The 13,633-nt window shown below is 41.5% G+C and carries 12 protein-coding genes; 7 read left to right on the top strand and 5 right to left on the bottom strand.

Going from position 1 to position 13,633, the window contains the following annotated elements; genetic code table 11:
• Positions 1-202 precede the first annotated feature (202 nt).
• Both J6836_RS05540 and J6836_RS05545 read left to right on the top strand, forming a co-directional pair.
• On the top strand, positions 203-655 hold the full coding sequence (locus J6836_RS05540) for a DUF441 domain-containing protein (RefSeq protein WP_219247534.1): 453 nt from the start codon (positions 203-205) through the stop codon (positions 653-655).
• 7 nt (positions 656-662) lie between these two features.
• Complete coding sequence (locus J6836_RS05545) at positions 663-2,684, top strand: tRNA(Met) cytidine acetyltransferase TmcA (protein WP_219247536.1); 2,022 nt, start codon at positions 663-665, stop codon at positions 2,682-2,684.
• Here J6836_RS05545 and J6836_RS05550 read toward each other — a convergent pair.
• Positions 2,668-2,856 carry a YpfN family protein gene (locus J6836_RS05550; RefSeq protein WP_047757402.1) on the bottom strand — a complete coding sequence of 63 codons (189 nt, stop codon included), beginning with the start codon at positions 2,854-2,856 and terminating at the stop codon, positions 2,668-2,670. The genes J6836_RS05545 and J6836_RS05550 overlap by 17 nt on opposite strands.
• Before the next feature lie 235 nt (positions 2,857-3,091).
• Here J6836_RS05550 and J6836_RS05555 point away from each other — a divergent pair, with 235 nt between their 5' ends.
• Positions 3,092-3,484 carry a DUF454 family protein gene (locus tag J6836_RS05555; protein ID WP_219247538.1) on the top strand — a complete coding sequence of 131 codons (393 nt, stop codon included), beginning with the start codon at positions 3,092-3,094 and terminating at the stop codon, positions 3,482-3,484.
• Positions 3,485-3,538: 54 nt separating this feature from the next.
• Here J6836_RS05555 and J6836_RS05560 read toward each other — a convergent pair whose 3' ends face one another.
• The 4 genes from J6836_RS05560 to J6836_RS05575 all read right to left on the bottom strand — a co-directional run bounded on the left by J6836_RS05560 (position 3,539) and on the right by J6836_RS05575 (position 6,515).
• Entirely contained in the window at positions 3,539-4,207 is a 669-nt protein-coding gene (locus J6836_RS05560) for a M15 family metallopeptidase (RefSeq protein WP_219247540.1), read from the bottom strand.
• A complete protein-coding gene (gene dapE / locus J6836_RS05565; RefSeq protein ID WP_219247542.1) occupies positions 4,204-5,331 on the bottom strand; it encodes a succinyl-diaminopimelate desuccinylase in 1,128 nt (375 codons plus the stop codon). The genes J6836_RS05560 and dapE overlap by 4 nt, the downstream gene beginning before the upstream one ends.
• A 13-nt stretch (positions 5,332-5,344) precedes the next feature.
• The gene (locus J6836_RS05570; RefSeq protein WP_255586331.1) at positions 5,345-5,716 is read right to left on the bottom strand and encodes an ArsC family reductase; all 372 of its coding nucleotides are present in this window, start codon (positions 5,714-5,716) and stop codon (positions 5,345-5,347) included.
• 178 nt (positions 5,717-5,894) lie between these two features.
• Complete coding sequence (locus J6836_RS05575; RefSeq protein WP_219247544.1) at positions 5,895-6,515, bottom strand: LuxR C-terminal-related transcriptional regulator; 621 nt, start codon at positions 6,513-6,515, stop codon at positions 5,895-5,897.
• A 598-nt stretch (positions 6,516-7,113) separates the two neighbouring features.
• On the opposite strand from J6836_RS05575, the gene maeB reads away from it, so the two are divergent.
• The 4 genes from maeB (at position 7,114) to J6836_RS05595 (ending at position 13,510) form a co-directional block, all read left to right on the top strand.
• A complete protein-coding gene (gene maeB, locus J6836_RS05580) occupies positions 7,114-9,393 on the top strand; it encodes an NADP-dependent oxaloacetate-decarboxylating malate dehydrogenase (RefSeq protein ID WP_219247547.1) in 2,280 nt (759 codons plus the stop codon).
• A gap of 132 nt (positions 9,394-9,525) precedes the next feature.
• Positions 9,526-10,398, top strand: coding sequence for a ChaN family lipoprotein (locus J6836_RS05585; protein WP_219247549.1), 873 nt, complete (start codon positions 9,526-9,528; stop codon positions 10,396-10,398).
• A gap of 130 nt (positions 10,399-10,528) precedes the next feature.
• Positions 10,529-11,323, top strand: a complete 795-nt coding sequence (locus J6836_RS05590; protein WP_219247551.1) for a TonB family protein — start codon at positions 10,529-10,531, stop codon at positions 11,321-11,323.
• Between the two features lie 12 nt (positions 11,324-11,335).
• On the top strand, positions 11,336-13,510 hold the full coding sequence (locus J6836_RS05595) for a S9 family peptidase (RefSeq protein ID WP_219247553.1): 2,175 nt from the start codon (positions 11,336-11,338) through the stop codon (positions 13,508-13,510).
• The last annotated feature ends 123 nt before the right edge of the window (positions 13,511-13,633 follow it).

The raw sequence follows: 13,633 nt of genomic DNA on the forward strand, positions 1-13,633 counted from the left end.
AAATTAAAGTAATAACCGCTGCTGATTAGTATTGAAAATGTAATGCCAGGGCGAATAAAAATCACAAACCTAATACTGGATAGGGTTATTAACAAAAGAGTTGATGTAATTGTTTGCTTCTTAACTAATGAGCCAATAACATGTTTTAAAATAAGTTATTTTGCTACTCACAAAAAATTGCTAGTTTTACAGGGAAAAATCTATGAGTCACGTTGACCCCACATTAATCATTCTTTTGGTCTTAGCAGGGTTAGGGATTATTAGCCATAATATGACCGTAACACTTGCCATGTTATTTTTATTGGTTGTCCGAATAACACCACTAAATAATTATTTCCCTTGGATTGAAAAGTATGGGTTAACCATCGGGATCCTGATTTTAACTATTGGGGTCATGGCGCCCATTGCGAGTGGTAAAATCAGTGCGGGTGAAGTACTGGGCTCATTTTTGAATTGGAAATCCATTCTGGCAATCGTCATTGGTATCGCGGTTTCTTGGTTAGGGAGCCGTGGAGTGGCTTTAATGTCAAACCAACCTTCGACCGTTGCTGGGCTGCTTGTTGGCACCGTGATCGGGGTTGCTTTATTTAGAGGTGTGCCTGTTGGGCCATTAATTGCAGCAGGGATATTGTCATTATTAATTGGGAAGTCTTAATCGTCTCATGAATGATTTGCTGTCTGCCTGCGTAGAACAGCTGCGTATATTTGGTTTTCGTCGCTTATTGGTTTTATCTGGCGATGATGAATGGGTTACTCAGCAATTACTTGAACTACAAACCCGCTTAACAGGGGATTGGGTAACGCTTTCTTCAGAATTACCCAATAGTGAGCGACCAGAAAATGCCCACTTATTGCTGGGGCGTGAGTTCTTGCATGGTGTTTTTGATGCACGCAGAGGCGTTCACAGTGAAGCGCTTGCCATGCTATCAGGCACGTTAAAGGCAGGAAGCTTGCTGGTCTTTTGTACTGTGCTGCAAGAGGTTTGGCCGAACCATCCAGATATAGATAGCTTACGCTGGAATGAACAGCATGGCATTATTCCAACGCCCAATTTTGTTCACCATTTACAACGCACGATGAGTAACTCGGAAGGCATTATCTTTTACCAGCAAGGTAAGAACCCAAACATAAAATTGCTGAATAATTATCCTACTTGGGTACCGCCTACAGGGCAATTAACAACGCAACAGCAACAAGTATTGAACCAATTATTATCTGCTACCACTGGTGTTTGGGGGATCATTGCGCCAAGAGGCCGTGGGAAATCAACGGTAGCAGGTCAGCTTATACAACAATGGCAAGGGGAGTGTTGGTGTTGTGCTCCCGCTAAAGTATCTACTGAAGTTTTGGCGCAACATGCGGTGAAACCTCTGCATTTTTGGGCACCAGATGCATTGCTCGCTTATTGCCAAGCGGGTAATAACATAGCAGCTGATTGGCTGATTATTGATGAAGCCGCAGCTATCCCAAATTATATGTTACGCCAATTGGTTGGTTATTTTCCTCGTGTATTATTGACGACCACGGTTGATGGCTATGAAGGGACTGGGCGCGGGTTTATGTTGAAATTCTGTACAAGCTTGCCGACTTTCACTCTATTATCCCTTGATGAGCCTATTCGTTTTGCGCGCCATGACCCGCTCGAAAATTGGCTAAATCAGGCGCTGCTATTGCAAGAGCCAAGTTCGACTTTTGTACCGCATGCGATCATTGAATATCAACCGATTAGCCAAGGTGAATTGGTAAAAGATGAAAGCAAATTAGCGTCCTTTTATGGCTTATTAATGAGCGCTCATTATCGAACCTCACCATTAGATTTACGCCGCTTATTAGATGCAACAAAACAGCATTTTATGACCGCGTTCAGCCAACAAAGTGATGAGCGTTATTTAGGGGCGCTATGGATGGTGGATGAAGGATTATTAGATGAATCGTTGAGTTGGCAAATTTGGGCGGGACTACGTCGCCCACGTGGGAACTTAGTTGCCCAATCATTAGCCGCGCACAGTTATTTTCCACAAGCGGCACAGTGGAAATCGCGACGGGTGATGCGCATTGCTGTCGATACACATTATCGTCGACAGCAAATTGGCCTGACATTACTTGAGCAGCAAAAACAGGATTGTATCGCACAAGATATTGATTTCCTTTCTGTTAGTTTTGGTCTAACGCCTGATTTGCTTAAGTTTTGGCAAATAGCTGGGTTTAGTGTTATTCGTATTGGGTCACAGAAAGAAGCCAGCAGCGGGTGTTATACGGCGATGGCCATTTTACCGCTTTCACCAAGAGCTAGGCAATTATGTAAATACGGTGAAATCTTACTTGAGCGAGATCTCTACTGGCGAACAGATTTAGCTGAATTCCCTTTTTGTCCAACGGATGAGCAGCAACTGGCAGAAGAGGATTGGGTTGAACTTATTGGTTTTAGTGAGTTTAAGCGGCCAGTTTCAGCCAGCCAAAGTGCCATTTTACGCCTTTTAGCTCAGGTTTCTGATCCTGCACCTCTTTTACGAAATTATTTTGAGCAAGGGCAGCCATTGGCGAAAATTTGTGAAGAATTTAAGCTGACAGGGCAGAAACAGTGGTTAAACAGTGCGAGACAGCAGGTTGGTATTTTTATTAGGCAATACCAGCCAGCATTATTAGCAGAAGTTGTGCAAAAGGTTACTACTTCTTGTCCTTAGGCCAGTCATCTTCATCATCCCACAGGTGGTTATTGTCTTTGTGGGGAGGAACCTCGGGTTTATCATCCAGAAACTTTTTAGGGTCAAGCTTCATCATTTCTTTGACGGAATTCCAAATCAGCCCAACCAAGAGAAGCGGAATTATCCACCAATAGTCTGCTAGCCATTGCATTTTTTATCACCATTTATCATTTTTACTTTGTCGCTGTGTTAGTTATATAACGTTATACCACTAATGAGAACGGCGTGATATAAACCAACGATTTCACTGATGGGTTTAAACAGGGAAAAGCGACTTTTCATTAAACCCGTTTACGATTACAGTATATCATTGATATTACGGTGAGTTACCATATGTTTATCAGGGTTTTACTTTGGTACGAGTTTGCAAGGGAGCTCAGGCAAATTTGAAAAAAATCCTTCTTATTATACTCGGTTGGCTGGCTGTGGCGCTTGCATTTGCAGGCGTGGTGTTGCCTGTTTTACCCACAACACCATTTTTATTATTAGCTGCATGGTGTTTTTCACGCTCTTCACCCCGTTTTCATTATTGGCTTTTGTATCGTTCTTGGTTTGGTGGTTATCTACGTCATTGGCAGAAGCACAAAGGGTTACCAAAAGGCGCTAAACCTAAGGCAATTATTTTGATTTTACTCACTTTTTCATTATCGATTTGGGTTGTGAGCTATTTGTGGTTGAAAATCGGTTTGCTTGGCTTACTTTGCTGGCTGCTTATTTTTATGTATCGGCTTCCTGTCGTTGATGAGCCCATACCGATGCGTGATAAAACAACCCCATAGGCCAACAATATCTGGTTTATGGGGTGTTTAATAAAAATAAAGGGGGGTTAAGCGTTACTCTGGAATTTTTATATAATGGTTAAAAATATAATATAAGTTACTGATTAACCAGTCCTTTCCTAAAATATCTTCTTGTTCTAACACTTGTTTGATAACATCTGGCGTCAACAATTGTTCAGCTTCGTGTGAAAGTGGCCAATAGCTAATATGCCAAGGCTCGTAGGCAACACCTGCATCTTTTGCTGTGAAAGGGCGGTAAAAATCAAAAGTGGCCATATTGTCTGACAGCCAATCATTTAATTGAGCTAGGTAACCACCCGTTTCATACTCCCAAGGCTCTAATTGCAATGTTTGCCCAGCAGGAATGCGCAATGGGTCATAAACGTCAACTTCAGTTCCCCAATGATGGCGGCTTGCTCCAGGCAATGCAGACCAATGCAAGATAGCTTCACACAGTTCGCCTTCTGAAAGTTTTTTAATATCAAGGGGCTGGCTGTGAGTGTCTAGAACAGGGCGCTTACCCGAAAACTTCTCATTCCATATCAGTTGTTGCCGTGAAAAATCACGAAATGCACTTGCGGATTGTAATTTAAAGCCAGCTTTTGCTGCGGCTTGCTGCATCGCAAGGAAAGCTTTGGTTGCATTAAATTGTAAACGATGAGGACCACCAAGGGTGACTAAGTGGTCCGTCGAACGGCCTGTCAGCATTTCAATGGTGATCATAGGATCAGTAGCTCCATTATTCGTTCATAAATCAGAGCTAGCTGTTGTAAATCCTCCACGCTGACGCATTCATCAACTTTATGGATGGTGGCGTTGAGAGGCCCTAATTCGATGACTTGCGTACCCATTTGCGCAATAAAGCGGCCATCAGAAGTTCCACCGCTGGTGGATAATTCAGCAGTGCGGCCTGTTAATTCTTGGATTGCTTGTAAGGTTGCTGAGACTAGCTTGCCACTATCCGTTAAGAATGGTTGCCCAGATAACGACCATTCAATTCTATATTTTAAACCATAGCGCGATAGCATCTCCGTGACCCTGTCACGAATGAGTGTATCGGTTAGTTCTGTACTAAAACGGAAGTTAAACTGAATAAATAACTCCCCTGGAATGACATTACTTGCCCCCGTACCAGCACGAATATTGGCAATTTGCATCGTGGTTGCAGGGAAAAATGCATTGCCATTATCCCATGTTGTCGCGGTTAACTCTTGCAAAAAGGCCGCAGCACGATGGACAGGGTTATCGGCAAGGTGCGGGTAGGCAACGTGGCCCTGTGTGCCAAGTATCGTTAAATTAGCGGTAATAGAACCACGGCGCCCATTTTTGATGATATCACCGAGCTTCGATTGGCTCGATGGCTCACCCACTAAGCAATAATCAACTGTTTCGTTACGCTGCATCAGCGCTTCGACAACCTTGACAGTGCCGTCGTGGGCATCAGCCTCTTCATCAGAGGTAATTAAAAAGGCTAGGCGACCTTGATGGTTAGGGTGTTTTTCAACGAAGCGCTCTGCGGCGACAATCATTGCAGCAACAGAACCTTTCATATCTGCAGCGCCGCGACCATATAGATGTTGATTAATAATGGTCGGGGTAAATGGCGGTGTTTGCCAATTTGCGCTATTTCCTGCTGGGACAACGTCGGTGTGACCTGCAAACGCGAGTGTTACACCGGAGCCACGATGTGCCCAAAAATTGAGTGTATTACCAAATGGCATTGACTCGACAGTGAAACCTATCTTTTTTAGGCGCTCAGCTAATAAAACTTGGCAGCCTTGGTCATCAGGGCTAACTGAGGGGCGTGAGATGAGCTCTTTTGCTAATTGAATTACAGGACAATCCATTTCTATCACCTAACTACTGAGTAAAAGTGTGGTAGTCATCAGCACTAAAACCGACTAAATAGCGGTTATCAGCGGAAACTAACACAGGGCGTTTAACCATTGCTGGCTCTGCGAGTAAAACTTTTTTTGCACTTGTTGCATCAACAACTGCATTTTTTTGCTCATCACTGAGTTTGCGCCAAGTGGTACCACGCTTGTTCACCAAGACTTCCCAATCTATGTGCTCCATAAATGTAGTGAGTAAGGCGTCGTCTAGGCCATCAACACGATAATCATGGAATTGGTAGTCGATCCCGTTGTCTTCTAAGTAGCGACGTGCTTTTTTGATCGTGTCACAGTTTTTAATTCCGTACATAATATAAGGAGAAGAAGGGGATTTAGACATACAATTTTCCTCGGAAGCGAATGATTTACCTTACATAATGCGGGAAAATGTATTATGGGTCTACCCCCAACAATACAAATAAAAGCAGGTATTTATTTCGATGGCTATAATAGATATTCGGTACAATCATAATTACTAATATTTACTATATAATGTATAATTGAATAGTTTATATCGGTTATTTTGAGCGCATATAAATTAAACTAGCTTCAAGTCGTGAACGCACCCGCAATTTTTTTAGAATATTTCGAATGTGTACTTTAACGGTTTCTTCAGAAATAAAAAGTAACTTGGAAATTTCTCTATTCTTTAAACCTGCGGCAAGTTCATGCAAAATTTCACATTCCCTCCGTGTTAAGGTAGATAGTGGGTCATTAGATTGATGGCGGGTCATTAAATGTTGATAAATTTTTTCGCTGAATACATGTTGCCCCGCTGATGCTTTTTTCATGCTGTAATATAGCATATCTAGCTCACTACTTTTTAATAAATAGCCTTGAGCGCCTGCATCAATAGCGCCATAAATATCCGTTTTGATTGTCGATGCAGATAAAACTAATAAATAGCTATTTAAGCACTGCTTTCGTAGCATTCGAATAGTTTCAAAAGTTTTATTGCCATGCATGTTGGTATCTATCATGATAAGGTCGGGTTGTAGATTTGTCGCGAGACTTAAGGCTTCGGTACAATTACAGCTTTCGGCCATCACAACGAAATGTTCGTCGGTATTGATGAGCTGACGCAATCCAAAGCGTATAATAGGGTGCTCATCAACAATCATTACTGTGTAATTAGACATAGAAGGTTCCTTTGTTATGTCTGAAACGTCACTAACTACTTGGACAGGAGTGATAAAAATAATCACTATTTTGACGTTAATATAGGCATTTTTATTATTTAATATGCAAATGACTATATGTTTGATATGTATAATATTGTTTGACATTACTGAGGTAAAATATATGAATCGTAATTTTACTGTGATTTTAAAATAACTTTTGCTGGTTTTTGATAATACATTAAATTTGGGAAATTAATATCGGTAATTTGAATAATTTAAATGATATTTCAGGAATGATAAGAATAAAATTAATTAATATATAATTAATGTATTAATTAAGTGATGAATTAAAATGTCATCTCGTTATTAATAAAAATAATTATATTCATGATGCAATTGTTTTTCCATTCAATTTATTAACAACTGTTTTCACAATCTAGGCGGAAAAATGCTGCTCAACAACACATAAAAATGCAGATATTTCATCCTCCTGTTGCTGCAAATTCCTGCTTATCAAAAGATTTTTCTGGAAATTGCCAGCATGATCATGATTTGCTAGTGAGATGTGTTTATACTGTTATCGCTCTTACCTTACCTATTTTGAAAGGACTTGACGATGGATGATAAATTAAAACAAAGTGCTCTTGATTTTCATGAGTTTCCACATCCAGGGAAAATCACGGTTACCCCGACAAAACCCTTAACAACCCAACGTGATCTTGCATTAGCGTATTCCCCCGGCGTTGCAGTACCATGCCTTGAAATTGCCGATGATCCACTTAAAGCTTATCGCTATACAGCTAAAGGTAACTTAGTGGGTGTTGTATCAAACGGAACGGCAGTTCTTGGTTTAGGAAATATTGGCGCCTTAGCCGGTAAGCCTGTTATGGAAGGAAAAGGGGTTTTATTCAAAAAGTTTTCTGGCGTTGATGTCTTTGATATTGAAGTCGATGAAACTGATCCTGATAAATTGGTTGATATTATTGCCTCCCTTGAGCCGACCTTTGGTGGGATCAACTTAGAAGATATCAAAGCGCCAGAGTGCTTTTATATTGAGCAAAAATTACGTGAACGCATGAAAATCCCTGTGTTCCACGATGACCAACACGGTACGGCGATTATCTGTACAGCTGCGGTAATCAATGGTCTGCGTATTGTGAAAAAAGAGATTGGCGATGTTCGCTTAGTGGTCTCAGGTGCAGGTGCAGCATCAATCGCATGTATGAATCTGTTGGTTGCATTAGGTCTTAAACGTGAAAATATCACTGTTTGTGACTCAAAAGGCGTGATTTTTAAAGGCCGTGATGAACGTATGGATGTCACGAAAGCCGCTTATGCGATTGAAGATAATGGCCAGCGTACTCTGGCGGATGCGATTCCAGACGCAGACATTTTCTTAGGTTGTTCAGGACCTCGTTTATTAACACCAGAAATGGTGAAAACGATGGCGAAAGACCCGCTAATTTTAGCGCTGGCGAACCCTGAACCAGAAATTTTACCGCCGCTGGCGAAAGAAGTACGCCCCGATGCTATCATTTGTACAGGTCGTTCTGATTACCCAAATCAGGTCAATAACGTATTATGTTTCCCGTTCATTTTCCGTGGGGCGCTGGATGTTGGGGCGACGACCATTAACGAAGAAATGAAACTGGCTTGCGTTTACGCGATTGCCGATTTGGCGCTTGCAGAACAAAGTGAAGAAGTGGCTTCAGCATATGGTAACCAAGACCTGTTCTTCGGTCCTGAATACATCATTCCAAAACCATTTGACCCGCGCCTGATTGTTAAAATTGCCCCAGCCGTGGCGAAAGCAGCGATGGATTCTGGCGTGGCAACCCGCCCAATTGCGGATTTTGATGCATATATCGAAAAATTAAACCAGTTTGTTTATAAAACAAATTTATTTATGAAACCGATTTTCTCCCAAGCGAAAACAGCGAAAAAACGCATTGTTTTAGCTGAAGGGGAAGAAGAGCGCGTACTGCATGCAACGCAGGAACTGGTTTCATTAGGTTTAGCATTCCCAATTCTAGTGGGGCGCCCTAGTGTTATTGAAATGCGTATTCAAAAACTCGGCCTACATATTGAATTAGGCAAAGATTTTGAAGTGGTCAACAATGAAAATGACCCACGCTATAAAGAATATTGGCAGGAATATTACCAAATCATGAAGCGCCGTGGTATTTCGCAAGAAATGGCTCGCCGTGCCGTGATCAATAACCCAACGTTGATTGGCGGTATCATGGTGTTACGTGGTGAAGCTGACGGTATGATTTGCGGTACAGTAGGCAGTTATGGCGAACACTATGAAGTGGTAAAAGATCTGTTTGGTTTCCGTGAAGGTGTTCATACTGCGGGTGCAATGAATGCATTATTACTGCCAACAGGTAATACTTTTATTGCGGATACTTACGTCAATGAAGATCCAACCCCTGAAGAGTTAACAGAAATTACCTTAATGGCTGCAGATACAGTACGTCGTTTTGGTATTGAACCAAAAGTGGCCTTATTATCCCGCTCAAGTTTTGGTTCTTCCAATTGTCCATCTGCACAAAAAATGCGTGATACTTTAGCCTTGATCAAAGCCCGTGATCCACACCTTGAAATTGATGGTGAAATGCATGCGGATGCAGCCTTGGTTGAATCTATTCGCAAAGATGTCATGCCAGATAGCCCATTAAAAGGCTCTGCTAACCTATTGATTATGCCAACAATGGAAGCTGCCCGTATCAGTTATAACTTGCTACGTGTGACTAGCTCTGATGGCGTGACCGTCGGGCCTGTGTTAATGGGGGTTGCGAAACCTGTGCATATTTTAACACCAATTGCCTCTGTTCGCCGAATTGTGAACATGGTGGCACTAGCTGTTGTTGAGGCACAAACAAACCCACTCTAATATTCCAATTGGTTTGGCTTTAAATTAAGCATAAAAGGGCTTCCATATTTAATAGGAAGCCCTTTTTTAATTGAAAATGATTATCATTATCTGTATTTTGTGGGCTTCATCTGCATAATGGAAAATAAAATAATGATATCAAAACGCTTTATTGGAAAAGCTACCGCATTACTGACAGGCTTCGTATTACTGGTAGGGTGTGTTCAGAAATCTCCGCAAAAAACACTTCAACTCGATCATAAACTCGTAGAACAAAATCAATTGATTGATTTATCCACGGGGGAATCAATCACGCCAGAACAACTAGTACAACAACTTGCTCAATCTTCCCATGTCATCGTGGGTGAAAAACACGACAACCATTATCACCATCAAATAGAACAGTGGCTAGCCCAAGAAATGCAGCAAGTAAGGCCGCAAGGTGCTGTTTTATTGGAGATGATGACACCCTCGCAACAGAAAGAATTCAATAGAGCAAAAGCGGAATTACAGGGTAATGCTTATATCCGTGATGAACGGTTACAAACAGCGATCAAATGGAATGCGGGCTGGCCATGGGAACAATACGGCGAGCTGATTAAGCATGTTTTAGCGCAGCCTTATCCTGTGTTAGCCGCAAACTTAGATAAAGATGTGATTACAAAGGCTTATGCAAATCCGCCTAAATTGGCGGGGGCGCATTCAACTCAACCCGTCGTACAAGAGATTATCAGTAAAACGATTGAGTCCTCCCATGGTGGTGAATTGACGGCTGAGCAGGTCGTCAAAATGACGGTTATCCAACAAATGCGTGACCGCGCAATGGCTAACGCTTTGATTAATGCGCCACAGCCTGCATTACTGTTTGCCGGAGGATATCATGCAACTCGTGCTATTGGCGTACCGCTTCACTTACAAGATTTATCACCAGAAACGGAATTTAAGGTGTTAATTATCTCTGAAAAAGGCAGCGAGATTGATAACTTACATGCTGATTACGTCTGGTATACCCCAATAAGTGATTAATAGTCAGGCTAATTAAGCTAAATAAATATTAATAATGTGAATGAATTGGCACTATTTGTAATAAATAGTTTTCATTTGCATTTGTTATTGATTATCATTTGCGTCCTTTGTTGTTACATGAAAGATTAAAATGTCGACGATCACTTTAGAATACGGTAGAACGACGAAAAGCAGTGGTGCTTTTGTTTTGGCCATTATTTTGCATGTTGCAGTTATTCTCCTTTTTTTAAAGGTTACTGAAAATGATTGGCAACATTTATTGCCGCCCCCCTCAGTGGTGATGGAAATATCCATTGAGTCACAAGCTAAACAGTTAACCGAAACTAATATCGGTGAAACTCAAGAGCTCGCGATTGCCAGCCAAGCGCAAGAAGCGGTTATGGATGATGCAGTCATCCCACCAGTGCCGATTAACGAAGAGGCTGAAGTATTAGTGGCAAAGGTGGAAAAAAAGAAAACTGCACCAGTGCCGAAAAAAGAACGCAAGGACGTGAAAAACAAGCGTATTAGTGAGTTAGAAAGTGATAACTCAAAAGCCAGCGCTGCCCCTGTAACAAGTGATGCGGCGGCGAAGCAACAAACTGAGCGTGTTGCGGCAGCATTTAACAGCCATGCGCAATCAGATGATGAGCAACGACAATGGGAAGCGCTCGTCCTTGGGCAACTGAATAAATTTAAGCGTTATCCAGAGGATGCCAAACGGCGTAATCGTATTGGAAAGCCAGTGATTAAATTTGAGGTAGATGCACAGGGGTATATTGTGAATAGTGCATTAATCAGAAGCTCAGGCACAAACTCATTAGATAGAGAGGCGCAACGGGTGCTCACTCGAGCTGAGCCCTTGCCGATACCACCTGCTGATATGTTATCTCAAGGCAAAGTGACGGTGGAACTGCCGATTGATTTTACGATTGAAAATAAATAATCAGGGTAAAAAATGCGAACGCACTTAAATAGATTGTCAGGCTTATCAGGAGCCGTTAAATTTTGTCTTATTGCATTATTAGGATTACAGACAAGCGCAGTGTTTGCGGAGGAACGAATGACAGCACCGATGGCTAAAAAACAGCCACACACGATGACAATCCACGGTGATACCCGTGTCGATAACTATTATTGGTTAAGAGATGATGAGCGTAAGGCTCCGGCGGTCATTGATTACCTCACACAAGAAAATGCCTATACTCAGCAAGAACTTAAACTAGGTGAATCTTTAAAAAAAGAGATTTATGACGAGTTATTTTCACGTATGAAACAAGATGACGAGTCAGTTCCATACGATTTTAATGGCTATACCTACCGCACTCGTGTTGTGGCTGGGAAAAACTATGCCATTTATGAAAGACGTCCTGTAAATAGCCAAGGTGAATGGGTTGTTTTGGTGGATGGTAACCAACGTGCGGAAGGTACGGAATATTATCGCATGGGTGCGTTAACTATTTCCCCCGACAATACCATGATGGCGATTGCAGAAGACAGGCAAGGGCGTAATGAATTCGCGGTTTCATTTCGTAAAATTAATGAAAACCAGTGGCAAAATGATGTGTTGATGAATACATCAGGCAATATTGTTTGGGCGAATGATAACCAAACTTTATTCTATGTGAATAAAGACAAGCAAACTTTATTACCTTATCAAGTGGTTAGCCATAAGTTAGGCACAAAACAAGCACAAGACAAACTGCTTTATGAAGAAAACGACGACACGTTTTACGTGAGTTTAAGTAAATCGACTTCGAAAGATATCATTTTTATTGGCATTACCAGTACAGAGACATCCGAATACCGTTTTATCGATGCTAACCACCCTGACAAAGCGATTGAAACCTTTAAACCTCGCCAAACGGGTGTGGAATACTACCCTGATCATTTCAATGGGAAGTTCTATATTCGCTCAAACCATCAAAATCCATTATTTGGTTTGTATACCAATAACAATGCAGAAAAACATGATGATTTTGCTGCGTGGTCGACATTAATCGCTCCTCGCGATGATGTTGATTTAGAAGGATTTGAACTCTTTAATAACTGGCTGGTGCTTGAAGAGCGGGCGAATGGGTTGGTAAATATCCGCCAAATTGATTGGCAAACCCAGCAAGAAAATTATGTGACGTTTGATGACCCTGCATATATGGCATGGATATCCAATAATCCAGAGCCTAATACCAATAAATTGCGTTATGGTTATTCATCGATGACCACGCCGTCTTCTGTGTATGAAATTAATATGCAAACGCAAGAAAAACAGTTACTAAAACAAGACGATGTCAAAGATTTCGATAAAGCAAATTACCAAAGTGAACGTTTGTGGATAACAGCGAAAGATGGCGTAAAAGTTCCCGTTTCATTGGTTTATCGCAAGGATCTATTTAAGCAGGGTAAAAACCCATTACTTGTCTACGGTTATGGCGCGTATGGTTATGGTTTAGACCCTTCATTTAGTTCATCAAGGTTGTCATTGTTAGACCGTGGTTTTGTCTATGCTATCGCGCATATTCGTGGTGGGGGTGAGCTGGGTAAAAAATGGTATTTGCAAGGTAAGACTATCCATAAGATGAATACCTTCACTGACTTTATCGATGCAACCAATGCGCTTATTGACCAAGGCTATGGGCAAAAAGGGCATATTTATGCGATGGGGGGCAGTGCAGGCGGTTTATTAATGGGGGCCGTTGTGAATATGGCGCCTGAGTTATATGAAGGAGTGGTTTCTGCGGTGCCGTTTGTGGATGTTGTGACCACAATGCTTGACCCTTCGATCCCATTGACTACGGGGGAATATGATGAGTGGGGCAATCCAGAAAATGAAGAGGCTTATTGGCGCATAAAATCCTATAGCCCTTACGACAATATTAAAGCACAGCGTTATCCACATATGTTGGTGACTACGGGTCTGCATGATTCCCAAGTTCAATATTGGGAACCCGCTAAATGGGTGGCTAAATTACGCGACATGAAACAAGGTAATTCCTTATTGTTATTAGAAACCAATATGAATGCAGGGCACGGTGGTAAATCTGGGCGTTTTAACGCACTTGATGATATTGCATTAGATTACAGTTTCCTTTTGATGTTAGAAGATAAAGCAAAATACTTTCCTTATTTAAAATAGTTTATTCACTCTAATAATAACCCTCTAAATGTGTTGATGCATTTAGAGGGAGCTTTTTGGGAAAATTCAATTAAGGGTATTGAATTTATCCTTTTTATATTGGAATGCACTGTGGGCGCGAAT

The organism is Providencia sp. R33, assembly GCF_019343475.1.
In the GTDB taxonomy this organism is placed as follows: Bacteria; Pseudomonadota; Gammaproteobacteria; order Enterobacterales; family Enterobacteriaceae; genus Providencia.

Bases quoted from the DNA above. Each gene is read 5' to 3' on its own strand.
- J6836_RS05540 (WP_219247534.1), top strand. From the start codon at position 203: ATGAGTCACGTTGACCCCACATTAATCATTCTTTTGGTCTTAGCAGGG.
- J6836_RS05545 (WP_219247536.1), top strand. From the start codon at position 663: ATGAATGATTTGCTGTCTGCCTGCGTAGAACAGCTGCGTATATTTGGT.
- J6836_RS05550 (WP_047757402.1), bottom strand. From the start codon at position 2,856: ATGCAATGGCTAGCAGACTATTGGTGGATAATTCCGCTTCTCTTGGTT.
- J6836_RS05560 (WP_219247540.1), bottom strand. From the start codon at position 4,207: ATGATCACCATTGAAATGCTGACAGGCCGTTCGACGGACCACTTAGTC.
- dapE (WP_219247542.1), bottom strand. From the start codon at position 5,331: ATGGATTGTCCTGTAATTCAATTAGCAAAAGAGCTCATCTCACGCCCC.
- J6836_RS05570 (WP_255586331.1), bottom strand. From the start codon at position 5,716: ATGTCTAAATCCCCTTCTTCTCCTTATATTATGTACGGAATTAAAAAC.
- J6836_RS05575 (WP_219247544.1), bottom strand. From the start codon at position 6,515: ATGTCTAATTACACAGTAATGATTGTTGATGAGCACCCTATTATACGC.
- maeB (WP_219247547.1), top strand. From the start codon at position 7,114: ATGGATGATAAATTAAAACAAAGTGCTCTTGATTTTCATGAGTTTCCA.
- J6836_RS05585 (WP_219247549.1), top strand. From the start codon at position 9,526: ATGATATCAAAACGCTTTATTGGAAAAGCTACCGCATTACTGACAGGC.
- J6836_RS05590 (WP_219247551.1), top strand. From the start codon at position 10,529: ATGTCGACGATCACTTTAGAATACGGTAGAACGACGAAAAGCAGTGGT.
- J6836_RS05595 (WP_219247553.1), top strand. From the start codon at position 11,336: ATGCGAACGCACTTAAATAGATTGTCAGGCTTATCAGGAGCCGTTAAA.